30 protein-coding genes are annotated in these 25,618 nt (G+C 65.3%); 20 read left to right on the forward strand and 10 right to left on the reverse strand.

Features of this window, described 5'->3' with window-relative positions:
• The first annotated feature begins 71 nt into the window (after nucleotides 1-71).
• From K7711_RS15785 to K7711_RS15820, 8 genes are all read left to right on the forward strand, one after another.
• Nucleotides 72-266 carry a PspC domain-containing protein gene (locus tag K7711_RS15785; protein ID WP_040819176.1) on the forward strand — a complete coding sequence of 65 codons (195 nt, stop codon included), beginning with the start codon at nucleotides 72-74 and terminating at the stop codon, nucleotides 264-266.
• Between the two features lie 113 nt (nucleotides 267-379).
• Nucleotides 380-697, forward strand: a complete 318-nt coding sequence (locus K7711_RS15790; RefSeq protein WP_222970078.1) for a DUF6802 family protein — start codon at nucleotides 380-382, stop codon at nucleotides 695-697.
• A 297-nt stretch (nucleotides 698-994) separates the two neighbouring features.
• On the forward strand, nucleotides 995-1,330 hold the full coding sequence (locus K7711_RS15795; RefSeq protein WP_222970080.1) for a hypothetical protein: 336 nt from the start codon (nucleotides 995-997) through the stop codon (nucleotides 1,328-1,330).
• 28 nt (nucleotides 1,331-1,358) lie between these two features.
• Nucleotides 1,359-3,119, forward strand: coding sequence for a hypothetical protein (locus K7711_RS15800; RefSeq protein WP_222970082.1), 1,761 nt, complete (start codon nucleotides 1,359-1,361; stop codon nucleotides 3,117-3,119).
• Nucleotides 3,120-3,157: 38 nt separating this feature from the next.
• Nucleotides 3,158-3,682 (forward strand): hypothetical protein, encoded by a 525-nt coding sequence (locus tag K7711_RS15805; RefSeq protein ID WP_222970084.1) that lies wholly within the window; start codon nucleotides 3,158-3,160, stop codon nucleotides 3,680-3,682.
• A gap of 47 nt (nucleotides 3,683-3,729) precedes the next feature.
• On the forward strand, nucleotides 3,730-4,329 hold the full coding sequence (locus K7711_RS15810) for a hypothetical protein (RefSeq protein WP_222970086.1): 600 nt from the start codon (nucleotides 3,730-3,732) through the stop codon (nucleotides 4,327-4,329).
• A 78-nt stretch (nucleotides 4,330-4,407) separates the two neighbouring features.
• The gene (locus K7711_RS15815; RefSeq protein WP_222970087.1) at nucleotides 4,408-5,094 is read left to right on the forward strand and encodes a hypothetical protein; all 687 of its coding nucleotides are present in this window, start codon (nucleotides 4,408-4,410) and stop codon (nucleotides 5,092-5,094) included.
• Nucleotides 5,095-5,108: 14 nt separating this feature from the next.
• Nucleotides 5,109-5,720 carry a hypothetical protein gene (locus K7711_RS15820; RefSeq protein ID WP_222970089.1) on the forward strand — a complete coding sequence of 204 codons (612 nt, stop codon included), beginning with the start codon at nucleotides 5,109-5,111 and terminating at the stop codon, nucleotides 5,718-5,720.
• A gap of 13 nt (nucleotides 5,721-5,733) precedes the next feature.
• On the opposite strand, the gene K7711_RS15825 is transcribed toward K7711_RS15820, so the two are convergent.
• The gene (locus tag K7711_RS15825) at nucleotides 5,734-6,555 is read right to left on the reverse strand and encodes a YbaB/EbfC family nucleoid-associated protein (protein ID WP_222970091.1); all 822 of its coding nucleotides are present in this window, start codon (nucleotides 6,553-6,555) and stop codon (nucleotides 5,734-5,736) included.
• 208 nt (nucleotides 6,556-6,763) lie between these two features.
• Between K7711_RS15825 and K7711_RS15830 the strand changes: the two genes are divergently transcribed.
• From K7711_RS15830 to K7711_RS15850, 5 genes are all read left to right on the forward strand, one after another.
• Nucleotides 6,764-6,907, forward strand: a complete 144-nt coding sequence (locus K7711_RS15830) for a hypothetical protein (protein WP_222970093.1) — start codon at nucleotides 6,764-6,766, stop codon at nucleotides 6,905-6,907.
• On the forward strand, nucleotides 6,904-7,068 hold the full coding sequence (locus tag K7711_RS15835) for a hypothetical protein (protein WP_222970095.1): 165 nt from the start codon (nucleotides 6,904-6,906) through the stop codon (nucleotides 7,066-7,068). Before K7711_RS15830 ends, K7711_RS15835 begins: the two co-directional genes overlap by 4 nt.
• Before the next feature lie 130 nt (nucleotides 7,069-7,198).
• Nucleotides 7,199-7,744, forward strand: a complete 546-nt coding sequence (locus K7711_RS15840) for a hypothetical protein (RefSeq protein WP_222970097.1) — start codon at nucleotides 7,199-7,201, stop codon at nucleotides 7,742-7,744.
• A 75-nt stretch (nucleotides 7,745-7,819) separates the two neighbouring features.
• Nucleotides 7,820-8,239 carry a MarR family winged helix-turn-helix transcriptional regulator gene (locus K7711_RS15845; protein ID WP_222970099.1) on the forward strand — a complete coding sequence of 140 codons (420 nt, stop codon included), beginning with the start codon at nucleotides 7,820-7,822 and terminating at the stop codon, nucleotides 8,237-8,239.
• 47 nt (nucleotides 8,240-8,286) lie between these two features.
• Entirely contained in the window at nucleotides 8,287-8,619 is a 333-nt protein-coding gene (locus tag K7711_RS15850; RefSeq protein ID WP_222970101.1) for a rhodanese-like domain-containing protein, read from the forward strand.
• A gap of 53 nt (nucleotides 8,620-8,672) precedes the next feature.
• Here the strand turns inward: K7711_RS15850 and K7711_RS15855 are convergent, their stop codons facing one another.
• The 6 genes from K7711_RS15855 to K7711_RS15880 all read right to left on the reverse strand — a co-directional run bounded on the left by K7711_RS15855 (nucleotide 8,673) and on the right by K7711_RS15880 (nucleotide 14,590).
• Nucleotides 8,673-9,626: a hypothetical protein gene (locus tag K7711_RS15855; protein ID WP_222970103.1), complete on the reverse strand. Its 954-nt coding sequence runs from the start codon at nucleotides 9,624-9,626 to the stop codon at nucleotides 8,673-8,675.
• A 437-nt stretch (nucleotides 9,627-10,063) separates the two neighbouring features.
• Nucleotides 10,064-11,227 (reverse strand): hypothetical protein, encoded by a 1,164-nt coding sequence (locus tag K7711_RS15860; protein ID WP_222970104.1) that lies wholly within the window; start codon nucleotides 11,225-11,227, stop codon nucleotides 10,064-10,066.
• Nucleotides 11,228-11,239: 12 nt separating this feature from the next.
• A complete protein-coding gene (locus K7711_RS15865) occupies nucleotides 11,240-11,890 on the reverse strand; it encodes a hypothetical protein (RefSeq protein WP_222970106.1) in 651 nt (216 codons plus the stop codon).
• Nucleotides 11,891-11,894: 4 nt separating this feature from the next.
• Nucleotides 11,895-13,163 carry a hypothetical protein gene (locus K7711_RS15870; protein ID WP_222970108.1) on the reverse strand — a complete coding sequence of 423 codons (1,269 nt, stop codon included), beginning with the start codon at nucleotides 13,161-13,163 and terminating at the stop codon, nucleotides 11,895-11,897.
• Nucleotides 13,160-13,504: a hypothetical protein gene (locus K7711_RS15875; RefSeq protein ID WP_222970110.1), complete on the reverse strand. Its 345-nt coding sequence runs from the start codon at nucleotides 13,502-13,504 to the stop codon at nucleotides 13,160-13,162. The genes K7711_RS15870 and K7711_RS15875 overlap by 4 nt, the downstream gene beginning before the upstream one ends.
• Before the next feature lie 225 nt (nucleotides 13,505-13,729).
• Entirely contained in the window at nucleotides 13,730-14,590 is an 861-nt protein-coding gene (locus K7711_RS15880; protein ID WP_222970112.1) for a dienelactone hydrolase family protein, read from the reverse strand.
• 294 nt (nucleotides 14,591-14,884) lie between these two features.
• Between K7711_RS15880 and glmS the strand changes: the two genes are divergently transcribed.
• Nucleotides 14,885-16,750: a glutamine--fructose-6-phosphate transaminase (isomerizing) gene (glmS, locus tag K7711_RS15885; protein ID WP_222970114.1), complete on the forward strand. Its 1,866-nt coding sequence runs from the start codon at nucleotides 14,885-14,887 to the stop codon at nucleotides 16,748-16,750.
• Nucleotides 16,751-16,798: 48 nt separating this feature from the next.
• Here the strand turns inward: glmS and K7711_RS15890 are convergent, their stop codons facing one another.
• Nucleotides 16,799-17,992 carry an MFS transporter gene (locus tag K7711_RS15890; RefSeq protein ID WP_222970116.1) on the reverse strand — a complete coding sequence of 398 codons (1,194 nt, stop codon included), beginning with the start codon at nucleotides 17,990-17,992 and terminating at the stop codon, nucleotides 16,799-16,801.
• A gap of 136 nt (nucleotides 17,993-18,128) precedes the next feature.
• Here K7711_RS15890 and K7711_RS15895 point away from each other — a divergent pair, with 136 nt between their 5' ends.
• Nucleotides 18,129-18,620, forward strand: a complete 492-nt coding sequence (locus tag K7711_RS15895; RefSeq protein ID WP_222970118.1) for a MarR family winged helix-turn-helix transcriptional regulator — start codon at nucleotides 18,129-18,131, stop codon at nucleotides 18,618-18,620.
• Between the two features lie 498 nt (nucleotides 18,621-19,118).
• Nucleotides 19,119-19,658: a transglycosylase SLT domain-containing protein gene (locus K7711_RS15900; protein WP_222970120.1), complete on the forward strand. Its 540-nt coding sequence runs from the start codon at nucleotides 19,119-19,121 to the stop codon at nucleotides 19,656-19,658.
• Between the two features lie 4 nt (nucleotides 19,659-19,662).
• Here the strand turns inward: K7711_RS15900 and K7711_RS15905 are convergent, their stop codons facing one another.
• Nucleotides 19,663-20,085, reverse strand: coding sequence for a plastocyanin/azurin family copper-binding protein (locus tag K7711_RS15905; protein ID WP_235747213.1), 423 nt, complete (start codon nucleotides 20,083-20,085; stop codon nucleotides 19,663-19,665).
• 198 nt (nucleotides 20,086-20,283) lie between these two features.
• On the opposite strand from K7711_RS15905, the gene K7711_RS15910 reads away from it, so the two are divergent.
• On the forward strand, nucleotides 20,284-21,723 hold the full coding sequence (locus tag K7711_RS15910) for an NAD(P)H-hydrate dehydratase (RefSeq protein WP_222970375.1): 1,440 nt from the start codon (nucleotides 20,284-20,286) through the stop codon (nucleotides 21,721-21,723).
• 10 nt (nucleotides 21,724-21,733) lie between these two features.
• Here K7711_RS15910 and K7711_RS15915 read toward each other — a convergent pair whose 3' ends face one another.
• Nucleotides 21,734-22,552 (reverse strand): SDR family oxidoreductase, encoded by an 819-nt coding sequence (locus K7711_RS15915; RefSeq protein ID WP_222970122.1) that lies wholly within the window; start codon nucleotides 22,550-22,552, stop codon nucleotides 21,734-21,736.
• A 162-nt stretch (nucleotides 22,553-22,714) separates the two neighbouring features.
• Between K7711_RS15915 and alr the strand changes: the two genes are divergently transcribed.
• The 3 genes from alr to tsaE are packed head-to-tail and all read left to right on the forward strand — an operon-like array spanning nucleotide 22,715 to nucleotide 25,423.
• The gene (alr, locus tag K7711_RS15920) at nucleotides 22,715-23,890 is read left to right on the forward strand and encodes an alanine racemase (protein ID WP_372460144.1); all 1,176 of its coding nucleotides are present in this window, start codon (nucleotides 22,715-22,717) and stop codon (nucleotides 23,888-23,890) included.
• A 47-nt stretch (nucleotides 23,891-23,937) separates the two neighbouring features.
• Nucleotides 23,938-24,984, forward strand: a complete 1,047-nt coding sequence (locus tag K7711_RS15925) for an alpha/beta fold hydrolase (protein WP_235747215.1) — start codon at nucleotides 23,938-23,940, stop codon at nucleotides 24,982-24,984.
• The gene (gene tsaE, locus K7711_RS15930; protein WP_040819206.1) at nucleotides 24,977-25,423 is read left to right on the forward strand and encodes a tRNA (adenosine(37)-N6)-threonylcarbamoyltransferase complex ATPase subunit type 1 TsaE; all 447 of its coding nucleotides are present in this window, start codon (nucleotides 24,977-24,979) and stop codon (nucleotides 25,421-25,423) included. The genes K7711_RS15925 and tsaE overlap by 8 nt, the downstream gene beginning before the upstream one ends.
• Nucleotides 25,424-25,618: the final 195 nt, after the last annotated feature.

Consider the following 25,618-nt stretch of genomic DNA (forward strand, 5'->3'; position numbering starts at 1 on the left):
CGGGGAAATCAGGGTGCGCATCGGTCCTGGTCCCGATGTGCGTTCGAGTGCTCCGGCGGCACAGTGGAGATATGACAACCAGTGATATGCGCCGCCTGACCCGTTCCCGTACCGATCGCTGGATCGGAGGCGTCTGCGGTGGCCTGGCCGAATACTTCGGCTGGAACGCCACTCTCGTCCGCCTGCTGTTCATCCTGTCGTGCCTGCTGCCCGGACCGCAGTTCCTGATCTACCTGGTGCTGTGGGTGGTCATTCCGAAGGAGTGAGCCGACATCGGCGAGTTATCCACAGGAACGAGCAGAAGGCGGATGCGCCGCGGGTGGGTCGGATGACAGGATGGAACCACTTCCCTGCCGGACCCCCATCCGAGGAGCTGTACATGGTCAATTCGGGCGACCTGCCAGGCCTGGACATGCCGGACGTCGACGCGCATTCCGATCTCGGCGGCCTCGGCGCCATCGAGCTCCACCACCCCACCCAGGATCTCAACGGCGACCACATCCCCGACGCCGAAACCGTCCAGGGCCCGCACTCGGTGGACGTGTGGAGCGATATGGACCACGACGGCTTCGCCGACCACCTCACCGCCGTGGACAACGACGGCGACTATTCGGCGTGGGAGTTCCACCACAACTCCGACGGCACGACCGAATGGGTGCGCACCGATCAGGGACATCTGGGCGATCACAAGCACTGAGCGAGGCCGGATTCGACGGCCTGCGGAAGCTGGACCCGCGGTGGTGCGAGTGCATTCGACGCTACGTCGATGTCGCCGCTTGCCGCCGTGGGGCCGACAGCTCGGCTGATCGCGTTGTGCAGCTGTGCGATCCGATTCACCAGTGCGGGCGGATTGCCCGAACTCCCGCTATCGGCGACTCCTATGATCGAACGGAACCGTTCGTATTCCGCGTGCGTCCAAGTTGGTAGGGCGTTCGCAGGCCGAAGGATCGGCGCGGCGATCGCCAGGACCGGTCGGGGAGTGGAGGAGGCAGCGATGGCGAACGCACCGTTGGACGTCAGCACGGACGATCTGGCCAAACTTGCTGGTCATATGCGGGATTCGGCGACGACTGTCGCCAATCAGTCCAAGGCGGTGAGCAGCGGCGATCACATGTTCGGTACCGGACGCAACGGCGCGGAGTGCGAGGCCGGTCGTGCTTACGTGGCGCAGGGCACCGCGATCCACGACGGGCTTCAGCACATCGCCGACTGGCTACAGCACTGGAGTGATGCGACCACTGCCACGGCCACCGCACTGGGGGCGAGTTCCATCGCATACGGTTGGACCGACGGTTACAACGCCGAGCAGATCTCGAATGCCGACAAGTAGTCGCGGACAATCACGGGGAGTATGAGATATGGGGATTGCGGCACCGACCGGCGACGAGGTCAAGGCGCACGCGGGCGAGTCGGTCGATCAGATTCTCGACTGGGGCGCGAAGGGGGGAATCGTATATTTCATGAAATTCTACCCGCTGTATCTGAAACTGTGGCCTTCGAATCGTAGCCTCACGGATATCGAGGCCCGATACGACGAACAGCGCGGCATGAACCTCGCGAAACTCGCCGGGACCCGTGATGCCCTGTCGTCTGCGCTCACCCAAGCGCAGACGGAGCAATACACTCAGCAGAACTGCGCTATTCGCCTTCAAGCTGTCTGGAGTGGTGGGGCGACCTCCGAGACTGCGCACAAGATGGCTGTCGAGCAGGTTCGGCTGGCAGGTAGTGATATCGAAGCAGCGCAGGCTGCAGTCGATGCGATCAGCAAGTTCATTGACATGGCTCGCAGTGCGGTGACCGGTAAAGCGGCCAATGTTCGCAGTATCGCCGATTTCGACGGGGAAGATCCGAAGCTACAGATTGATGGCAGGTCTGCGGATGACATTCAGGAAATGATCGACATTCGTAACGCCAAGGAATGGATCAGTAATAAACAAGCGGATCATGTGGAAGACTGGTTCCCTGCCAGGCAGTTGAACAAGCTGTATCCAGACGATGAAGGTAAGAATTCTGTCAAACACTATGATGCTGGCGCCATAGGGCGGGGGGAGGCCGCTCAGATTGCGGTCAATTGGTGGTTGGATAACGTCTTCAAAGGAGATGTCGAAAGGAAGCTGGCAATACTCGACACGGTTTGCAACGAGGCCGACGGCGATATCAACAGCGGCTACAAACTCGTCACCGATGCGATGAACGCGGTGCACGACACCAGGTATCCGCGCCCGGCAACGCAGAACGCCGCCCCAGCACCGGCCCCCTCGCCATCCCCGTCACCGTCTCCATCTCCGTCCAAGTCGACAACCACGGCATCGACGACGACCGACGACTCGGGGGACAAGACGACAACCACGTCTCCCACGAAGAACACCAACACCAACAGCAACTCGAACCTGAGCACCACACTCTCCAGCCTGGCCAGTCAGGCCAGTTCGCTGACCAGCACTGCCTCCTCGGCATTGAACGGTCTGGGGAGCACGGTGAATTCGGTGGTCACGCAGGGGGAGAGCGCGATCAGCGCGCTGTCCGGGCAGATCGAGAAGGGCATCGACGGCGTCCTGAAGTCGGCGAGCGGCGCATCGGGCGCCTCGGGGAAGTCCGTAGCCGAATTCGATATCGCCGGAAAGCATGTGAAGTTCGGGCTCGGTGCGCAGGGCGGTCTGTCGCTGGATCTTTCGGACTCCGCCGGCGAGGACAAGACCTACACACTCGAACTCGACGAGCACGGGATGCCCGTCATCTCCACCGAGGACCACGGGGCGTCGGGCCCGCACGGTACTTCGGATGCTCAGGGCGCGTCCGGATCTCACAGCACATCGGATTCGCACAGCTCTTCCGGCTCGCAGAGCAGCTCGGAATCTCCAGGCGCATCGGGCAGTTCGTCTTCGACAACCTCGGACTCCGGCAGTCAGGCGAGCAATCACAGCTCGGGTGAGCAGAATTCGGCGACCGAGCAGACCGGGAACAAGACGCCGAGCCTCGACACCGGGACCAGCGTCACCCCTGGAACTGCCACGCAGAAGGACCAGTCCAAGTCCGACCAGGTCAAGAATCAGACCACCCCTTCACCGGCGAAGCCGTTCGACAGTGGCGCAGAGCTTTCCGAGGCGGGCCCGCTGTGATCTACGCAGGTACCGACTGAACACGGAGTGTCGAAATCGTGGACTACGCCGCTGAAATCGAGCGCATCGGAGCGGAGAACCGCCGCCGCATGTCGATGTTGATGGACGAGCTGGACGAGGCCAAACTGCAGACCGAGCGCAATGCTCAGGCATGCGCCGAGCGGTTCGCCGCGGAAGCGGCCCACGAGCAGGGCGAGCGCGAACAAGCCGCCCTGCCCACAGCCGACGAGGAACACGCACGCCGCGCATCCGAAGCCCGCGAACAGCAGGAGGCAGCGGCCCGCCGCGAAGCGCAAGCGCAGCAACAACGCACGGCTCTGCGAGCCGCACCCGTGCGCAGGGCCAACGACCCCGCGATCCAGCAGCACTACGAGCCACTCCGCGAAAACCGCGAGCAGACCGAACAACTCACCGAAGCCGAACGTCGCGAGACCGAACTCCGCGAACAACGCGCCGCCATCGCCCGCGCCGCCGCCTTCCGCAAGGCCAACGACGTGGTCCGCCCGGTCGACGACGAAGACGAGGACGACGAGTACTACCGCCGCAAGAGCTGGCTGGTCTGAGCAGGCCGGCGTCGCGGTTGGTCGGATCGATGATCGAAGGGGGATGAATGGCCGTCGGTGTGAAAGTGCCACCAAGCGAAGACTTCTCGGGTTTCTGCGGCTTGGTCGCCAAGCAGGGGGAGCATTTCGGGCCCATGGTCGCTTGGACCGGAAAGCAGTGTTCGGATGTGGACGGCCTGGATGGACTGTTGACGGTGCTGAAGCCGACCGTCAAAGGAGCGGCCGAAGAGATCGGCGACATGCTGAAGCAGTGTCAGACCGGTATGGGGACTATCAAAGACAAGGTCAGCACGGTCGACAAGGAACTGCGGACCGAGGACGAGAAGAATGCGGCCGCGCTGAAGCAGGCGTTCCCGGACATGGTCTCCGGGGTTCCCGATATCTCGACTTTGAGCACCCCGGCCGGAGAGCAGTTGAACTTCAACGACGAGGAAGTGACACTGAAGGAACCGTCGGAGACCAGCAGTACCAAGTCGTCGTTGCTCACGAGCGTTGCTGCGGGATTTATTCCGGGGGCCAAGGACAATAGTAGTCCTTCGGTTCTCGCGCAGTACAAGGATGACTTCAAGGCAAAAGGTCTGGGTAATAAGTGGAGCTCTGCAAAGGGGACCAGCATATCGCAGACGAAAGGGATTCTGACAAAGTAGATAACCGGTGAAGGTAATTCTATCTGGATAGCCGACAAGGCATTCAAGTTCATCACCGGTCACAGCTTCATCGATCTTATGCTCAAGCCGATACTCGGTGATTGGGACCGCCTGATTTACCTGCATGACGCATACGACACGCTCGGCGACGCATGCTATACGGTGGCGGGAACTCTCCGCAAAGGATCATGGAAGCTCGGCAGCGAATGGCAGGGCGATACGGCCACCGCGTTCGATTCGTACATGTTCCGCTGGACGAATGGAATCGGCGGAGTCGGAGATCGGGCCAAGGTCATAGCGGACGAGTACAAAAAAGGGCACACGATCATCCTTTCCATCGTGCAACTGGTCGTCTCTTATGCGAGCCAGGCGCTGGACAAGGAGATCAAGCAACTTGCCTTGGATGTCGAGAAGACGGCAGCGGTCGACGGGGCGGTGGAGGTTATCGGTGGCGGTCCGGAGGATCCGCTCGCCGATATCGTTGCCGGTTTGTTCACTGCCGCGCAAGCAGTGCAGATCTACAAGGATGTCAGAATGGTGGTAAATGTTATCGAGCAGATCGATAATTACTACAATCTGATCAAAGAGACGGTGGAAGAGGTGAAGTCGGTGGTCGAGAAGATGCAGCATCCTGATTTCTCGGGGAATCAGAGCGTCGGTAGCCTGATTCGGGATGTCGAACAGCACGGTTTCGACTTCGAGAAACAGGGCGGCTGGACACCCGAGGACGGTACATCCCGCACCGGCTACCTGGCGGCTCTCTGATCGGGGCGAATCGAATGCTGGAAAATGCGACGGAGTTCAGTGTCAAATTTCGATTTCTCGGAGAGAAGCGACACGATATCTTTGTTCCAGGGGAACGAAAACCGATTGCTCGCATGGAGCTGGTTGATAGGACCAGGCCTGGAAGCAAGCCGAACGTGGATCTCCTTCGTGTGTCCACCGGGGAAAAATTTCGGGACGCTATCGGATACGTCAGGCTCGGTGAATCTGCGCTGAATGCTGCGCGGAGGAGGGTTGGGAAGGTTTCTTTCGCAGGCGGGTATCCTGACGGTCCCATCACCGGTGAATTCGACCAGTTCGGGCTCGGCAAGCTGACACGGCAATGCGTTCGAAGCGACTCCAAGGCTTCGAACGGAAAAATGAGTCGCTGGGCCATGTTCAGGGAGGAAACGGGTCCTCATATTGCCCGGTACAGTAGTGCTGAAAGTGCCGGATTCACGGTAACCGCGCCGCGGAAGGGGTCGCGGGTCCATTTTACGGTGCACGACGAACGAGTGGACCGATTTCTGATGCTGGCCACCTACCAGCAAGAGGAAAAGGCCAATTTTCTCTTCATCGCGGGCTTGTGGTTGCTGATGGGCGTGCTGCGTCTACTTCCCGGGGCATGAGAATGGCCGGAGATCAGACCATCCAGGATTGCCGGGGCTGCCCGTAGCCGTCGTCCTCGTCCCAGTCGGACGGTCCGACGACCTGGTCGCGGTTGGGTTTGCGGGTGCCGGGGATGACACGGTTCACGGAGACCGGGGGTGCCGGTGGGGGAGTGACGGGCGGGGTCTGCGGAGCCGAGGGACTGTCCTGATCCGGCACCTGGGGGATCGGGAAGAAGACATCCATCTCCGGCAGATCCGCCGGGATGATGTCCGATTCCACTGCGCCCATACGGGTTTCGTACATCTGGCGGGCGGCCCGTTCGGCTGCCTCGGTGATCGCCGCCGCCAATGTGCCGACGGTGCCGCCCTGGTAGGCATTCGGCGAGATCTGCACGACCGCAACGATCCCCAACGCATCGACGCCGACGCGGGCCGTGTGATCGGTCGACGCCGCTTCCACTCCGGAATTCTCGTTCGTAGCGGATGCGTTGGTGGAGTGCGGGATTCGCGGCTCGTCGACGGCCTCGCTCAGTTCCCGGCCGATCTCCGCGATCGGCGCCACCGCCGACTTCGTGCTCTGCCGAACCTGGCGAGTGGCCTGCTGAGCCGCCTCCACCACCGATTTGCCGAGATACTGCGGAGTACTGCGACGAAATGTCTCGGGAGCCAGCGTCACTGCGGTGACCGCACCCGTGGGGCTCACCGTCACCTCGACCAGTCCGTCGGCGGACCGGGCCTTCGCGCTGACCGCCGCAAGCTGCCGCTGGGCGGCCTTCAGACCGGCCTCCTTGCGATCTATCTCGGCAAGGATCGCATCGAAATCGATCGATTCGAAGCCGGCTTCTTCGCCCATCGGAACTCCCACACCCTCGGTTACTTCGCTCGATGATAGCCCCGGCGACAGAATGCCGGGCGCCAAGCCGTGGTGATCGGAAACACCCTGTGCAACATGGGAAATCGAAGGAACCGAACCTGGTCCGCATGCGTCCAAGGAGTCAGCGGGAGACACTGACGGCCGGTAACCTACCGGCCGATACATCCAGAGCGAAGAGGGGACGCGCGTGGCCGCAGCGCTGAATGTGCTGTCGACGGAGGACATCATCGGCTATCCGGGCTCGGGTGCCGAGCAGGGGGAACGCCTCGAGTCGGTGAACTGCACCGGGTTTTCATCGTCCCGAATCTCGATGAGTTCGCGGGATTCGTGACGCCCAGTCGGGCATTCGATTTCCTGCTGGCCTTCTCCTGTCTCCTGGTGGCGCACGACAATTGGGGTTCGCTGAGCCTGCGCAAGTTCGTGACGAGATTTGCCTCGCACTTCGATCCACAGAGCTGGAAGGGGCCGAAGGCGCTCGCGGGCTGCAGATAGGGGATCGCCGGGATGACTCGGCGACGGAACCGAGAAGTACAAAATCCGTTGGGTACCAACATAATCGGTATATTCGATTCGTCAGGTAACCCGGTGGAGCAGTAGTTCGATCAAGGGGAGATGAACCATCATGCTGGGTGAACTGGCGAGTTTGATCGCACGTGACTTGGTCATGGATCGGGTCGACCGATACGTGGAACGCAGGCAGGAGCGTAAAGGAAAGTTCGGTGTGCCGGTCGTGACGTCGGTCGCCGCGATCATCGGCACCGTGGCCACGGTCGGATGGCTTCTGGTCAACTTGCGCTTCGAGCATTCGGACGGTGTGCCGACCTGGATTTTCGCTGTACCAGGTGCGCGTTTGGCCTTGGTGTTGCTGGTTGCCTACGGTCTGCGCCCTGGTGGGACTGCGCGGCGCGGCGGTCGGTGGTATTTCGCGATGGTATTCGCCGAGATTGCCAATCTGGTCGTCGTCATGGCCGACGTGGTCGGCCTCATCGCAGTCGGTCTCGCAGACCTCGTCAGGGGACTCAACGCGATCAGTCCGGCCGGCGGGGTCGACCTGGGGCCGAAATGGCTCGGGTTGGCGCAGACCGCACTGATCGTCGTCGCGTTACTGGCCGATGCGGTTGTCGGCCTGGCTTTGCTCATCCGGCGGCGAGCATTGGAGCCGAGCTGATCCGGTAGCGGCTGCTGCCGCAGTCGGCTGACCGCGCTCGGCCTCGCCCTCGACGGATCGCGGTAGCGTGCACGCATGTCCGACGCGCCCCCGTTCAGCCCCACGATCATGCTGCTGACTCTGAGTCGGGTATGGGAGGCGAGGCTTGCGGACGGTCTGAGGCCGCTCGGGCTGACGACGCGGCAGTACGGGCTGCTGGGACATATTCGCGGGACGCCGGGGATCTCGTTCAGTGAACTGGCGCGACGTTCGCGGATCACCGTGCAGAGTGCGCACACCGCGGTTGCGCGGTTCGTCGCGGCCGGTCTGGTCGATGACGGGACCGCGCATGCCGGCGCGGCGTCGACCCTGAGTGTCACGGCCGAGGGGGCCGCCGTGCTGGATCGGGCCGCGGCTCTCGTCGTCGATCTCGACGTGGAGTTCGCCGCCCAGAATCCGGAGCTGGCGGATGCTTTGCGGGCGCAGATGATGCGGGCGCTGTCGTCATCGGAGTAACCTTCAGTTAGGCTGAAGGTTATGGAATATGGCAAGGCTCGGAACGTATGAGTATCCGGCACTATCTGCGTCGGCCCCCGGCTGTCAGTGCCGCGGAGGCGGTTTCGCTCGTCGAGCGCGGCGCGCTCGTGGTGGACGTACGCCGCCAGTTCGAGTGGAATCGGGTGCACATTCCCGGTGCGGTTCACGCACCCCTGGAAGTGCTGCTGGACCGCTGTGCGGAGTTTCCCGAGGATCGTCTTCTCATCACTTTCTGCACCGGTGGACTCCGATCGGCGGGTGCGGCGAACTTGTTGGTGGAGAACGGATTCGAGGCAATCAATATGAGCGGCGGTCTGGTGCAGTGGCGTGCCGCGGGCGGTCCGCTCACCGACTCCTGAGCGGCTTTCGGCGACTCTGGTCGTCGTCGGTAGCGGCCCTGGGGCCCGTCGCTTCAGTGGGTTTGGGGGCCTACGACATCGACGGCCTTGTCGGCGGCCGCATCTACCCATGGCTCCACGCTGCTGTCCTGGGTCAGGTTGATGTAGATGCCGGTGGCTTGGATGAAGTACCGATGGTTCGACAACGACCACTGGGACTTGGTGGCGCGCGCGATGTCGCCGCTGCAGGCCGCGTGGCCGACTCCTGTTGTGGGACACCAGATTGCCCAGTCCTGGGTGGCCCCCTTCAGGGCGCTGTAGGCGAGGTTGACATTCACCGTGTCGGGAAAGACCAGGACATTCACCGAGACCAGGATGTGTTCGGCGCTGTCGATGTAGGTCCCGGACATATTCGTGGTGCAGTTGTTCTGGCGCAGCGCGTTCTTCACATTCTCGGAATCGGATTCCTGGATGCAGACCTGCGGACCGCTGCCCACCAGGTTGTACCGCACCCCCTTGGCATCTGTGAAGGATTGGGCCAGTAGGGCATCCGCGGTGAACGGGGTCCGGTCGGTCGAGGCCTCGTCGAGTGTGTTCGGGTCGAACGGTGGTGTTGTCGGGGCAGTCGAGTATGTGGTGGTCGGGGACCAGCTGTCCGTGGTCGTGGTGGACGAGGTCGAGTGTGCGGAAGCGGAATCGTGGCTGCCGGAATTACTCGCGACGACCGCGATCACCGCGACCAAGGCGACGACAACGACGCAGCCCAGGACGATGGCGATCACCTTGCCGGCCCCGCTCGATCGGGGCGGAACGTAGTACGGCTGCTGCACCGGCGGCTGTTGCCAGGACTGCTGGCCTGGCTGTTGCTGCCAGGACTGCTCGACCGGCTGTTGCGGCCATGATTGCTGGGACTGCTGCCCGGGTGACCACTGCTGCGGTGGCTGTTCCGTCGGAGACTGCTGTGGCGACTGTCCTGTCGAAAGCTGCTGCGGCGGTTGGCCGGTCGACCCAAGCTGCTGTGGCCACATCGGCTGTGTGCCTGGGTGCGGTGTCCCCGGTTGCTGCGGCCATGTCGGCTGTACCCCGGGTTGCTGTGGCCACGCCGACTGTGCCCCTGGTTGTGGCCAGTTCGGCTGTGCCTGTGGCTGCTGGGTCCCCGTCGGCTGCGGCCCCGGTTGCTGCGGCCAGGACGTCGGCGGCTGCGGCTCGCCGCCGATCGCGTTGTTCCCGAACCACACCGTGGGTTGCGCCGGGGAGGGGGTCGGCGCCGATCCCGCCCCCTGCCTCGGGTCGCTGCTGCCGCCGTCCTCACCCTGCCGACCGTGCGGCGGGACCTCGCCTGACATTTTTCCCCTCCCATAGACGGATAATTCCGTCTCGACATGCTGTTCGGAGTGTAGAACATGTGGAAGATCGGGGTGCGGCCGGGAAAATCGCAAAGTCGGTGGCCGTCAGGCGGTTTCGGTCAGCGGCGGTCGCGCCACTGCACCGCGGTCAGGATGTAGTCCTCGATTCGGGCCGGTCCGGGCAGATCGCCGGCGGGTGAGCAGAACGCGACGGCGAAGGCGGGCGGGACGTACAGGTCCATCAACCAGATCGCGAGCAACCTGCCGAACGACGGATATCGGCCGGTATCGGGGCGGAGTGCAACCAGACCGAACACGGCTTTGCCGAGTGTGGTGTGGACGATCGCCTGGATGATCACGCGGTTGACGAACGAGGTGGCCAGCCAGCCGAGGACCGTGAATACCGCGATCGGTACGGCGTGGTGCCAATCACGATGTAACAGAGCATCTTTGGCGGACTCAGGCGCTTTCGTGAAGGCGACGGCCGCGCCGATTGCGAGATGGATGAGCACGTCGAATGCGAATCCGAGTGCACGCCTGAGCTTGCGCGGCGACGGATAATCCGGATCATCCAGCGCACCATGCCGTTTCGGCTTCGCCTCGGTGTCGGGCGCACCGGGACGTTTCATCATGACCCGGCCGTTCTCCCGCTGCATCTCGTACCCGCCCGCATCGGGCGCGCCGGATGACCTCGGCTGATCGGCTCCTGGATCGCGGTAGGTGAAGGTCGGAGGCTGCCTCGCTGCGGAGTAATACGCATACCGCAGTGGTCCGCCACCCTCGTTCACCGAGATGATGCCGTACTTTCGCGGATCGCCCGCGAACCAGATCTCGGTGGTCCTGTGGTTCACCAGCTTGCCGATCTGATTCGACCAGGTGTTCAGGATCAGCGCCGACACCGGCCGCCGGTTCCCGTCGAGCACTTCCACCCACTCGTAACGGCCGGTGGAGATGTAGTTGATCGGCCAGCACATCCACGGATTCCGCTTCAACGCCTTGCGCCGCCGTCCATGTATCCACAAGAACGTCAGCGCGAACATCAAGCCGAAAACGAACACGATGAACAGCGGCCCGGGGAGGAACCGACCAGCCTTCGCCGCACCGTGCATCCCCGGCTGATCGAACTTGTTCACCGCAACCACGGCCAACGGCCCGCAAGCGGCACTGAAAAGCGTTGCCACCCAGAGCCACAACCGGCGATGCCCGAGCGCGGCACGAGTGGCAGGCCAATCTATCGCCCGTGGCGGACGATCGGAATCGACGCCACTGAAGGTTTGGTTCACCATCTCTCCCGGCTAGAGATTCAGACTGGAGTACGCGGGCGTCAGCTCGGTGAAATCGATCGATGTGGCCATGCCGAACAGCATTTCGCCGTACAGCGGGCCGGAATCGACCGCCAGTGTCGAGAACTCGATAACCGCCACGTTCGTGCCGTCATCAGAGGGGACCAGCGCTTCGAGCTGAAAGACGGTGACATCGTCGGATCTGCCCTCGTACGCCGAAAGGTCGGGGGCGGGGAACCGACGCGTGAACTCCGAGAACAGCATCGGTCGGCCGTCGGCCTCGACAGGTTCGACGACGGTCGAGGGGGCCTGGGCCAGCTTGTTCATCGCGAAGTCCTGTACGACGAGCCGTGGATTCTGCGGATCTCCGCCCTGCAGAAGTGAAATCGTGATCCACGACGTGACCTGTTCGCCCGCCTCGGTCAAGTGGCGACCGACTCCGCAGTACACGGTCCGGCGAGCCGCCAGTGCCTTCAGGAAGAACTCGAGCACGCCCAATACGTCGGAAACACTCGAATTCAGCGCATCCGGAGCGGCTTCGGTGATCGGTCCCGCGGCATTCTGGAGGGCCTGGTCGATATTCGTGAGCGGGAGCGGATGGTATCCGGGCGGGATATCCACTGTGATCGAATACTCGATCTCACGTTTCGGTGTGATGCTCATGTCCTCAGCTCGTCGCCTCGTTGTATCCCCAGGTCCCGATCTTGGTCACCGAAGTCTTGAGCCCCTTGAAGACCTTCAGTGCAACTGCGGGATCGGCTGTGGCATGCGCGCCTTCGACCTTCATGGCTTGGAGGACCGTATGGGTTCCCGCAGTGAAACCGCTGCTGTTGAGCGCTGTCGCAAGCTTGTTGGTGCCATCGCCGATCATCTTGTTGTTTACCCATCCGGGGGCATGCGCGGATTCCGACCACGCACGCGCCATGCCTTCGAATCGGCCGACGTCACCAGCCGCATCACCCAACATGGCAACCTTTCCGACCTTGGCCAAACCGCCCACCCCGGGGATCACGCTCAGCGCGTCGCCGCCGACGGTCTCGGCAGCCTTCAGTTTGTCCGACCAACTGCCGTGCAGGAATGCGTTGCGGATGTCCTTGTCGGTCGCGTCCAATGCGAGTGCTCCTGCGCCTGCGGCAAGCGAGACCCCCAGGGCGATGGCGTCGATCGGCGGGGGAGTGACGACAGCCAACAATCCGGCTACCGAGGAGATGATCGAGAGAGCCTCGTGTAATCCCTTGCGATGCTCGTCGATCCACTTCCCCACCGCCTTCACCGCATCGGTGATGCTGTCCCACCAATGATGGTTCGGGGCGCTGGGGGCGAAATCCTTTGCGGCGGCGTCGAGTTCGGCGGCGACCTTGCGGGCGAGTTTGCCGTGTTCGGATTCCAGGTCCTTGGCTCGCTTGATGACGGAATCTATTGCGCCCTGGTAGTTGTCGACCGAGGTGCCGGCGGAGCGGACGGCGGCCGTGGCGGTGTCGAGGCGGGATTGGGCTGCGGCCAGGGCATTCTGGTCGGTGAAGGTTTGGTTGGCCAGGCCGAGGTCCGGATTGGCCTTGGCTTGTTGCAGGGCGGTGACGGCCTTGGCGTGGTTGTCGCGGGCCTCGGCGGCTTCGGTCTCCAGGGTTTTGGCGGTGTCCTGGTAGCCGACCAGGCCGGTGTGCCATTCGTCCAGGACGGTGACGGCGCGTTCGAGGGAGTTCTGCGCGTAGCCGAGATCCTGGGCGAGGGTGTTGTCGAAGTGGGAGCGGAACGCGTCGCCCGCGTCGCCCTTCCAGATGTCGTCGTTGCTGTTGCGGAGACGTTTGAGCAGATCGTTGGTCTCTTTGACGGCGGTACCCGCGGAGTTGATCTCGGTTCGCAGGCCCGAGACGTCGTCGGGCGTGCCGGGGACCGGGTTGAAACCGATGTTCGGGTACGGGTTGGCCTGGTTCATGCCTTGGTCTCCGTGCCGGAGGTGCCCTCGACGACGGACTTCGCCTGCGCCAGGGCCTGCGCGAACGCGGTGTCGGCCTCCTGATAGGCGTCGTGGCATTGCGAGATGCCGTCCGCGGTGGACGTGGCGGACTTGCCGATCTGCTCGATCCCGTACTTCCATCGGCGTTGGAAGCTTTCGGCGGCATCGTTGAGCACCTTCGGTCCGATATCGCCGTGACCGCCCTGCGCCATCGCCTTCATCGCATCGGTCAGCACCTGTTCGGAGTTGCGCAACGACTGCACCGCTTTACCCAGTGCCTCGATGTCCACCGAGAGAAAACCAGCCAATTCTCCAGCCACCTTTTCATTCCGTCACGAGACGTACGACGTCTTCAGTGCTTACTTGGACGTCTCCGACACCGTTCCGGTTCCATAGCATTCGGGTATCTCCGCATGCTCGGGCAAGGCTCGATCGCGCGACGGCCGATCGGCGGCCAGCGCGCAGCCGACGAACGAGCAGCAACGGACACTCAGCGTGAAATCGGGCAAAGCGGGCGAATTATGCTGTCCGTCAGGTGGTTTCGCTTACTTGCGCAACAGCTGGACAACCTGCAGCAGCTCCATCTTCGACGGAGGTTCGGGCTCCTCGACCGCATGCGGATCGATGATCGCCGTGCGTGCGATCACCTCTTCCGGTTCGGCGAACGCCTTGTACTTCTTGTCGCCGAGCAACTGGTAGGTGAGATATCCGACAAGCAGGCCGCGGGTGAGGCGTTCGGTCTTGGGTTCGAACTTGGTCGCCCCCAGCGCGGAAAGGACCCGACGGCCCCGGACGATGCCGTTGCGAGACGCGCCGTCGACCGAGCGCAGCACCGCGGGACCACCCCACGCGGCGGCCAGCGCGACGGCATCGGAGCCGACCTCGTCGAGCTCCGCGCCGGCGCCCAGGATCAGAGCGGGCGATTCGATATCGGGCGCCAGGGATTCAGCGGAGGGGGCGGTGACCGCGGGGTAGAGCGCGGCGACGGCCGCGACCTTGCGCTGCGAAGCCGCGATGACCGCGGCGCCCGCACCCATACCGTGACCGGCCAAGGCCAGTTTGTCGGGATGAACGCTGATCTTGCCCTCGCCCAGCCGCACTCCGGTGCAGATGTCCAGGGTGGTGAGCAGGTCGGTGGCCAGGTTCAGGTGCGAGGGGATCGGTCCGCGCTCGGTATCGGGTGCGGCCGCGACGAAACCCCAGGAGGCGAGATGTTCGAGCAGCTTGCGATAGTTGCCCGCACCGGTGAGCCAGCCGTGCCCGAACACGACGGCGGGCAGGTTCAGACCCGTCTCCGGGGTCAACACCAACCCGGGCTGCCCGGCGATGCCGAGATTGCCGTGCAGGACCCGGTGGGGGCCGGGGCTGGCCAGGGTGCTCAGGAGCGATTTCACAGACGCCGACACGACGTCGAATTTATCCGATAGCCGTCCGCGAACGGCGTTTCGCCGGATCTCGGGGTCGTCGTCGAGCCGATCGATCGGGGCGGCAACGCATCTGCCAGCGGTTTCCCGGGGCGAATAGCTCCGACGTTCGCAACCGTCCGCGTCGGACGCGCCCGGGTCCCGGACACGCCAAGACCGCGCCGCTCGAGCGAATGTGCCCCTTTGCCGCACCGAACGAGCGCAGCCGGGCACGTGCGCGAGCGCATCGCGCGGCCCTGTCGCTGTCCCGGTTGCGCCCCAGTACGCTGGTGCCCCATGTGCGGAATCGTGGGCTACGTGGGATACCGGGACGCGCTCGGCGTCGTCGTGGACGCGCTGCGCCGTATGGAGTACCGGGGATACGACTCGGCGGGTGTGGCCATCCTGGACGGTGCGGGCGAGATCGCCGTCGAACGCAAGGCCGGTCGCCTGGCCAATCTGGAGGCCGAGCTGGCCGAGGCCGGAGTGTCGAACTTCGCCGGAACCACCGGAATGGGTCATACCCGATGGGCGACGCACGGCGCGCCCACCGACCGCAACGCGCATCCGCATCGCGATGCGACCGGTGCGGTTGCCGTGGTGCACAACGGCATCATCGAGAACTTCGCGCCGCTGCGGCATGAGCTCGAATCCGCCGGGGTGGAGTTGCGCAGCGATACCGATACCGAGGTCGCGGTGCATCTGGTCTCGCGCGCCTACGACTCGGGGCCGACCGCGGGTGATTTCGTCGCCAGTGCGCTGGCCGTGCTGCGTCGGCTCGAGGGTGCGTTCACGCTGGTGTTCACCCATGCCGCGCATCCGGACACGATCGTGGCCGCGCGGCGGTCGACACCACTGGTGGTGGGCGTCGGCAAGGGCGAGATGTTCATCGCCTCGGATGTCACCGCGTTCATCGAACACACCAGGGAGGCAGTCGAACTCGGGCAGGACCAGGCGGTGGTGATCACCGCCGACGGGTACGCCGTCACCGATTTCGACGGCAATTCCGGTGTGCCGACCCGCCCGTTCACCATCGACTGGGATCTGGCCGCCGCCGAGAAGGGCGGTCACGACTACTTCATGCTCAAGGAGATCGAGGAGCAGCCCGCCGGGGTCGCCGACACGCTGATCGGACACTTCGACAAGGGCCGGATCGTGCTGGACGAGCAGCGCCTGGCCGATCAGGAGCTGCGCGAGTTCGACAAGGTCTTCGTCGTCGCCTGCGGCAGTTCGTATCACGCGGGTCTGCTCGCCAAATACGCCATCGAGCATTGGACGCGGCTGCCCGTCGAGGTGGAGCTGGCCAGCGAATTCCGTTACCGCGACCCGGTTCTGGACCGGTCCACGCTGGTGGTGGCGATCTCGCAGTCCGGGGAGACCGCGGACACGCTCGAGGCCGTGCGGCACGCCAAGGAACAGCGGGCGCGGGTGCTGGCCATCTGCAATACCAACGGCGCGCAGATCCCGCGCGAGTCCGATGCGGTGGTGTACACCCGCACGGGCCCGGAGATCGGCGTCGCCTCCACCAAGGCGTTCCTGGCGCAGATCACCGCGAATTACCTTGTCGGCCTTGCCCTCGCGCAGGCGCGCGGGACCAAGTACCCGGACGAGGTGGCTCGCGAATTCGGCGAACTCGAGGCGATGCCGGCGTTGGTGGAGCGCGTGCTGGAGACCGCGCCGCAGGTACGGGAGATCGCGCGCCGGTTCGCGAACGTCTCGACGGTGTTGTTCCTGGGCCGCCACGTCGGCTATCCGGTGGCCCTCGAGGGTGCGCTCAAACTCAAGGAACTGGCGTACATGCACGCCGAGGGCTTCGCCGCGGGTGAGCTCAAGCACGGTCCGATCGCGCTGATCGAGGAGGGGCTGCCGGTCATCGTCGTGATGCCCTCGCCGAAGGGCCGCGCCGTACTGCACTCCAAACTGCTCAGCAATATCCGGGAGATCCAGGCGCGCGGCGCGAGCACCATCGTCATCGCCGAGGAGGGCGACGACACAGTGCGGCCCTTCGCCGACCACCTCATCGAAATTCCGGTCGCCCCAACGCTTTTCCAGCCGCTGCTGTCGACGGTCCCGCTGCAGATCTTCGCCGCGGAGGTGGCCCAGACCCGCGGCTACGACATCGACAAGCCGCGCAATCTGGCCAAGTCCGTCACGGTCGAGTAGTAGCGGGCCGCCGGATGCGGGTGGTCCGGCGGCCCGGCGCGACGCGGGTCAATCGGCTACTGCGGCAAGCGGTTCGGGTTCCGGGGTGACCTGTGCGACCGAACGTCGCTCGAGGGCGCCCGAGAGTGCGGCCAGGCCCAGGGCGCTGCCGGACAGGACGACGCCGACCCAGTTGGGCGCGGTGTAGCCGAATCCGGCGGCGATGACGAGGCCGCCGAGCCATGCGGCCAGGGCGTTGCCGAGGTTGAAGGCGCCGATGTTCAGGGCCGAGGCCAGGGTGGGTGCGCTGGCGGCCTGATCGAGGACGCGCTTCTGCAGCGGCGGGACGGTCGCGAATCCGAGTGCGCCGATCAGCACGACGGTGATCGCGGCGGCGATCTTGTCGTGCGCGGTGAGTGTGAATACGCCCAGTACCACGGTCAATGTGCCGAGGGTGAGGTAGAGCATCGGCATCAGATGGCGATCGGCGTAGCGGCCGCCGATCAGATTGCCGATGAGGAAGCCCAGGCCGAACAGCACCATGATCCAGGTGACCGAACTCTCCGCGTATCCGGTGACCTCGGTCATCATCGGTGCGAGATAGGTGATCGCGGCGAACACGCCCCCGAAGCCGAGCACCGTCATGGCCATGGCCAGCAGCACCTGGGGATTGGCCAGGACGGCCAGTTCGCTGCGCAACCGGGCTTCGCGCGGGGCGGCCTGATCGGGGACCAGCGCCGCGACCCCGGCGGTGGCGAGCAGGCCGACCGCTGCGATCAACCAGAAGGTGATCCGCCACCCGAAATGCTGGCCGAGCAGTGTGCCCAGCGGTACGCCCAGGACGGTGGCGACGGTGAGTCCGGTGAACATCAGCGAGATCGCTCCGGCGCGGCGATCCGGGCTCACCAGCGTTCCGGCGACGATCGACCCGATCCCGAAGAATGCGCCGTGCGCCAGCGAGGCCACGATGCGGCCGGTCAGCATCAGGCCGAAAACCGGTGCGAGAGCGGACAATACGTTGCCGGCGACGAGTAGCAGCATGCTGATCAGCAGCATCCGCTTGCGGGAGACGCGGGTGCCGAGTCCGGTCATGATCGGCGCGCCGATCAACACGCCCAGGGCGTATCCGCTGACCAGCAGGCCCGCGGTGGGGATCGGTACGTGATAGCCGCTCGCGATATCGGGCAGCAGACCGACGACGGCGAATTCGGTGGTGCCGATGGCGAACGCCCCGAGTGCCAGGGCCAGGAGTGCGAGGGGCATGGGTGGAGCCTCCACGTGTGTTGCGGGTAAGCATTACAGGCGTCGACAATAGTTGCAGACGCGTGTTAATTGCAAGCGCGGTATATTTCGGAAGCGGGGTATCCTGAAGAAACAACGCCGCACGCAGGAGGAATCGATGACCGCGGACGCCGCCCTGACCGGTCTCGCCGACGGCTGGTACGCACTGTCGGTGCTGCACGCCCGGATCGAGGCGCATATCGAACGCGCGCTGCAGGCCGGTCACGAACTGAGCGTCCGGGAGTATTCGCTGCTGGTGGTGCTCAGCCGTCAGCACGACGGGCAGGGCGGGCACCTGCGGATGAATCAGGTCGCCGATGCGGTGGCCTTGAGTCAGAGTGCGACGACCCGGCTGGTCACGCGGTTGGAGGATCGCGGTCTACTGCAGCGTTATCTGTGTCCCGACGACCGCCGGGGGATCTACACCGATGTCACTGCGTCGGGATTGCGGTTGCTCGATCAGGCGCGGCCCACGCATGACGAATCCCTGTCCGGCGCACTCCGGCAGGCGGCCGCGGACCCCGAACTGTCTCCCTTGGTCGCCGCGGTCGAGGCGCTGAACGCTTCCTCGGCGCACGGTGCGCGTACTCGCGAATACCGTCCGGTGTAGCTGGCGGCCGTGCCGATGTCGCTCGATTCGGTCGCGTGGTCACCGGTGGATAACGCGAGCCGTTCATATATCGCAATCCGGTGGCGCGGCCGGTCATGGCGGCTTCGTATCGTTGTCACACTGGTCACGCTGGTGTGATCCATTATCAGACGCTCTCCGAGAGTCAGATATGTCACTCCCGAAAGAGTGTTTAGTTGTCTTTTCGTTAACCTTGCGTTCATCTGTCGCGACCATTCTGTGACTTGCCGAGATGAGCTTCCAGCAAATCTCCAGCAGGTGGACACGACCGCTTCGGCGACATTCGTCGCCACGGCCGCGTCGGCAGTCGCCGGTTCCGGATCCGGTGTGAGACCGCGCGTATCCGTCATGTCTTCGGATAACTGAATCTCCAACTCCCAGAACACAACCGACAAACGGACAGGTAGCGGTGAACGCTCCGGCCGCCAGGTCGAATCCGAGCGCTCTCGGTACCGTCGCGCTGTCAGAAACACAGTCGAGATGAACTTTCGAAAACTGATCCCCCTGACCCTGCTAGCCGCCGTCGCGGTCGTACCCGTGGCAGCAAACGCTCAGACCCCCATCGCCGGTGTGCCGCCGCAGTTGCAGCAGCAGGCCCTGCAGTTGCAGCAGCAACTGCCGATGGCGCAGCAGAACCAGCTGCAGCAGTTCCTCCAGCCGATGCCGCAACCGCTGCCGCAGCTGATCCCGCCGGCCTTCGCGAACAACCTGGACGGCTGGATCCGCAACGCGCAGTTCGTCATGTCGCAGCGCGGCATCCCCGGCAGTTACGAAGGGATCCACCGCAACATCATGCGGGAGTCGGGTGGCAACCCGCGCGCGATCAACCTGAGCGACTCCAACGCCGCCCGCGGCATCCCCTCCAAGGGCCTGATGCAGGTCATCGACCCCACCTTCCGCGCCTATCACGTGGACGGCACGTCGTGGGACATCTACGACCCGGTCGCCAACATCAGCGCGGCCTGCAACTACGCCGCCCACCGGTACGGCACGATCGATCGCGTGTTCTCGGCGTACTGATCTGCTACTGCACGGTGATGGTGCCGTGCATGTCCGGGTGCAGCGGGCACAGATAGCGGTACGTGCCCGGCACGGTGAAGGTGTGACTCCAACTGCCCGTATTGAAGATCGGGCTGTTGATGCCCATCGCGCTGTCACCGATGCCCTGCACCGCGTGCGGGAAACGATCGGCGAAGTTCCACGTCACGGTGCCACCGGCCTTGATGGTCACCGCATCGGGTGCGAACTTCATATTCTTCACCTGGACCGTCACCGCTCCCGCGGGCGCGGCCGCCTCGGCCGAGGATTCCGACCCGGTCGCCGAACCGGATGTCGGTGCGGATGTCGTTGTCCCGGAACCACATCCGCTCACCAGTAGGGTTCCCGCGAGTGCGGCGACGCCGAATCCGGCACGCAGCATTTTCCGGCGGCTCCAGTCCATCGGCATGCCGCCCAGCCTAGCCCCGCCCGATAACCCCCGGTTCGCCGCAGCACCGTTGTCCGGTTCGTCGCGTTACGGCGCCGACCGGTGACGGCCGCTGCGCAGCGGTTACGTCTCGTTGCATCGACAGCGCGGTCGGTGCCGCGGCGTACTCTGCTGTCGTCGGATGTGCCGGGGTCGGTGGGCAGGAGGCGAACGATGGCGGTGCGCGGGTATTACCCGGTCGATGCGGTTCGGACAGCGGAGTCCGAGCTGTTCGGGCGGGTCGCGGCCGGGGTGCCGATGCAGCGGGCGGCGTACGGGCTGGCGAATGTCGTCGCGGGGGAATTGCGCGAGCGGACCGGCGGCGTGGCCGGGCGTTCGGTGACGTTGCTGGTCGGGTCGGGGGACAACGGCGGCGATGCGCTGTGGGCCGGGGCGATGCTGCGGCGGCGCGGGGTCGCGGTGTCCGCGGTGCTGCTCTCGCCCGAGCGGGCGCATGCCCTGGGGCTGGCGGCGTTGCGGCGGGCGGGTGGGCGAATTCGGGAGGATGTCGGCTCGCCCGATCTCGTGGTCGACGGGATCGTCGGTATCTCCGGACACGGTTCACTGCGGCCGCGAGCAGCGGAGCTCGTTGCGGCGGTGGATGTTCCGATCATCTCCGTGGATCTGCCCAGTGGCGTTGATCCGGATACCGGCGCGGTGGACGGGCCTGCCGTGCGGGCGGATGTGACCGTCGCATTCGGTGCGTACAAACCGGTGCACGCGCTCGCCGCGCCCTGGTGCGGGCGAATCGAATTGGTGCCCATCGGATTACGTCTGCCCGAGGCCGAACTCGCCGCATTGGAACCGGGTTCGATCGGTGCCCAGTGGCCGGTTCCCGGCCCGTACGACGACAAATACACCCAGGGGGTCACCGGTATCTGCGCCGGGAGCGCGACGTATCCGGGTGCGGCGGTGCTGTGCACCGGCGCGGCCGTGGCGGCGACCTCGGGAATGGTGCGTTACGCCGGTACCGGTGCAGCTGAGGTGCTCGCGAACTTTCCGGAAGTCATTGCCGCCGAGACGATCTCGTCCACCGGCCGAGTGCAGGCCTGGGTGGCGGGGCCCGGCGCCGGTACCGACGACTTCGCCCGTGAACGACTTTCGGAAATCCTCGCGACGGATCTGCCGGTCGTCGTCGACGCGGACGCGCTGACCCTGGTGGCCGCGGACCCCACCCTGATCGCGGGCCGCACCGCGCCGACCGTATTGACCCCGCACGCCGGTGAGTTCGCCCGCCTCACCGGCGCGGATCCGGGCCCGGACCGGGTGGCGTCCGTGCGCGATCTCGCCGAGAAGTGGCAGGTCACGGTGCTGCTGAAAGGTCGAGCCACGCTGATCGCCGCGCCCGGTCGCCCGACCTTGATCAACGAGGCGGGCGGTTCCTGGGCCGCCACCGCGGGCGCGGGCGATGTGCTGTCCGGCGTCATCGGCGCACTGCTGGCGGCCGGGCGCGACCCGTCCTGGGCCGCCGCGGCAGCCGCCCGAGTCCATGCCCTGGCCGCCAACCTCGCCGCGTACGCCGAATCTCCCAGCGGCCCAGGCGCTCCCATCTCGGCGAGTCCGCTGTTGCAGCACATCCGTCCGGCGATTCAGACCTTGCGCAGCTACGGCATCGGGTAGCGGCCGGGTTTCACTTGCCCTGGGCGAGTTTGGACACCGTGTCCCATTCGCGCCACTGCGCCAGCCGGGATTCGTAGTCGGCGGTGGCGATGCCCAGCGGATCCACGCCGAAGAAGATCCGCAACGGCGGTTTCTCGGCGTCGACGATCTGCAGGATCGCCTCCCGGGTGCCGGTCGGCTCGCCGACGCTGCGCGCGGCCCGCTGCTTCTCCCGGACGTCGCGAACCGCCTCGTATGCCGGATTCGGGGTGCTGCGCTTGGCGGACGGCCCGGCCCAGTCGGTGCTGAAACCGCCCGGCTCGATCAGCGTCACGTGAATGCCGAAATCGGCGACCTCCTGGGCGAGCGACTGGGAGAACCCCTCCAGCGCCCACTTCGACGCGTGGTACGCGCCCACATTCGGGAATGCGCTGATCCCGCCGATGCTCGACACCTGGATGATGTGGCCGCTGCCCTGCGCACGCAGAATCGGCAACGCCGCCTGCGTCACCCACAGCGCGCCGAACAGATTCGTCTCCAGCTGCGCGCGGACCTCCTGTTCGGTGAGCTCCTCGATCATGCCGAAGTGGCCGTAACCGGCGTTGTTCACCACGATGTCGAGCCGCCCGAAATGCTGCGCCGCCTGCTGGACGGCCGCGAAATCCGCGTCCCGGTCGGTGACGTCCAGGTGCAGCGCCAGGAAGGTGTCGGGATGTGCGGCGGTCAGATCGTCGAGAGTGCTCATCTCGCGTGCGGTTCCCGCGACCCGGTCGCCCCGCTCGAGCGCGGCGATCGCCCACTCGCGGCCGAATCCACGCGACACACCGGTAATGAACCAAACCTTGCTCATGGTGACCTTCCATGTCAGTGGTCGGGGTCTGTCGGCCCCGTGATCAACGGTAGGCACCTGGAGTGTGCTCCAAGCAAGCGCTTCTCCGAGGCTTCTGCGCAGATTGCGGGGCGGATGCTGGAACGCGACCGACCGCGGACGACGGTCCGGACCGACCGGACGATGGTCCAGGGTGTGGCAATGGCAGGATCGGTAGCCGTGAACAGCACAGCAGCGCAGGTGGAGACCGTCATCGACCTGGACGCCATCGCACACAACGTGCGTGTGCTGCGCGAGTACGCCGGTGACGCCGGGGTCATGGCCGTGGTCAAGGGCGACGGCTACAACCACGGTGCGGTGCAGGTGGGCCGTGCCGCGCTCGCGGCCGGGGCCGCCGAACTCGGCGTCACCACGATCGCCGAGGCGCTGCATCTGCGGGCCGCGGGGATCGACGCGCCGATCCTGAGCTGGCTGAACATCGCCGACGCCGATTACTCCGCCGCGGTCGCCGCGGATATCGAACTCGGCGTGTCCTCGGTGTGGCAGTTGCGGGCGATCGAACAGGCCGCGCGCGCCACCGGGGTGAGGGCCACGGTCTCGCTCAAGGTCGACACCGGACTGAATCGCAACGGTGTCTCCGATATCGAATATCCGCAGGTCCTGGGGATGCTGCGGGAGCTGGTCGATGAGCGCGCGGTCCGGTTCCGGGCGATCTTCTCCCATCTCGCACACGCCGACACCCCGCAGCATCCGGGCAACGACATGCAGCGCGATCGGCTCCTGGACGCCATCGCCGCGGCGAAGGAGTTCGGTCTCGAGCCCGAACTCGCCCATCTGGCCAATTCGGCCGCCGCGCTGGCTCGGCCCGATCTCACCTTCGACATGGTCCGGCCCGGCATCGCGATGTACGGGCTGTCGCCGATCGAGGAGGCCGGTTTCGGGCTGCGTCCCGCGATGACGTTCCAGGCGCAGGTCGTACTGGTCAAGCGGGTCGCCGAGGGGGAGGGCGTGTCGTACGGGCACGAGTGGATCGCACCGCGCGACACCACCGTGGCGCTGATTCCGGCCGGATACGCCGACGGTGTGTTCCGGTCACTGGGTGGGCGGATCTCGGTGCGTATCGGCGAACGCGACTATCCCAGTGTGGGCAGAGTGTGCATGGACCAGCTGGTGGTCGATCTGGGAAACGACGCCGCCGGAGTCCAGGAGGGCGATACCGCGGTGCTGTTCGGTGGCGGTCCCGGGCAGACGCATCCGCAGCGATGGGCCGATCTGCTGGGTACCATCCACTACGAGATCGTGTGCTCGCCGCGTGGGCGGGTGGCGCGACGGTATGTGGGCGGAGGGGCTTGTTCATGAAATATGCTCGGCCACAAAGGATTGTGAAGGTCGTCTGTCAGGGTGGGATGGCGACCGCGGGTGTGCTCGGCACGCTGGCCGCCGCCCATGCGTTGCGGCGCGTCGGCGCGTCGGTGCAGTGGCCCGCCCGCGGCGACGACCTGCGCGACGAGGATTTCACCCTGCTCGATCGGGATCGGGCGCGCACGGTTGCCACCGAAGACGGTGTGGCACTGGCGGTTCGGGAATGCGGCTCCGAAGATGCTCCCGCCACCGTGGTTTTCGTGCACGGATTCTGTAACAGTATGGAGTCCTTCCACTTTCAGCGGCGCGATCTCGAGAAGCTGTGGGGCCCGGACGTTCGCATGATCTTCTTCGATCTGCGCGGGCACGGCCGCTCCGGTGAGTCGAGTGTGGGCGGCTGCACGGTGCCGCAGCTGGGCCGCGATCTGGTCGAGGTGATCCGGGCGTGCGCGCCGGACGGTCCGTTGATGCTGGTCGGACATTCCATGGGCGGCATGGCGATTCTCGCTGCCGCCGCGCAGTTTCCGGAGTTGTTCCAGGAGCGGGTGCGGGCGGTCGCGTTGCTGTCGACGGCCGCGGCGGAGGTCGCCTCGGCCGGTGTGCCGCAGTTGCTGCGCAATCCGGCGCTCGACGGATTCCGGCTCGCCGTGCACAGCGCGCCCGCACTGATCCAGGCCGGGCGGGTCGCCGCGCGGCAGGTGATCAATCCGATCCTGCACGTCAGCTCGTTCCACGGCGACGTGAGCCCGACGCTGTCCCGGTTCACCACCTCGATGATCGATCGGACGCCGGTCGCCACGGTCGTGAAATTCCTCGAGGCCCTGCGGGTGCACGACGAATCCGCGGCGCTGCCGACCCTGGCGGCGCTGCCGGAACTGGTCCTGGGCGGCGGGCACGACATGGTGATTCCGTTCCGGAATTCGGTCGCGCTGGCCCGCCGGTTGCCCGATGCCGACCTGGTCCGCGTCACCGACGCCGCGCATATGGTGCACATGCAGTATCCGGATCTGGTCAATGCCGCACTGGATCGTCTGCTGTTGCGTGGCGGGCTGCTCGGCGCCGGGGGAAAGCAGGAGGTCGCAGGTGGCTGAACAGCGGATTCTGCCGACGGTCGAGGATACCGAGGCGCTCGGTCGCGAACTGGCCCGCGATCTGGGGCCCGGTGATCTGGTCGTGCTCGACGGTCCGCTGGGCGCCGGGAAGACCGCGCTGACCCGCGGGCTCGCCGACGGGCTCGGTGTGCAGGGACGAGTCAGCTCGCCGACGTTCATCATCGCCCGGCAGCATCGCGCCGGGGATCATCCCGGCGCGGTCGGCATGGTCCACGTCGATGCCTACCGCCTCGGCGGGGATCTGGACGAACTCGATTCCCTCGATCTGGACACCGATCTGGATCACGCGGTCGTGGTCGTCGAATGGGGTCTGGGCGTCGTGGAACATCTCACCGATCGGCACCTGCGCGTCGTGTTGCGCCGCGAGCCGGACTCGGACGTTCGCACCGCCACCTGGGAGTGGGTCGCGGCCGGCTGAACCGCCGCGGTGTGATGCCGGACACCATTCCCGGGTTCGAAAGCCGGATCGACCGGTGGTGCACATCGCGGTGACGGTCGCATCGTTGCCGGTAGTCGTTGCGGTACTTGGTCGTTGGCGGCGATGGACGAATCGGCGCCATCCGACGCGCCGCGGGACGGCGATACCGGTGCGATGGAAGGGTGAACCGGGGGC

Source organism: Nocardia coffeae (assembly GCF_019890715.1).
GTDB lineage: Bacteria > Actinomycetota > Actinomycetes > Mycobacteriales > Mycobacteriaceae > Nocardia > Nocardia jiangxiensis.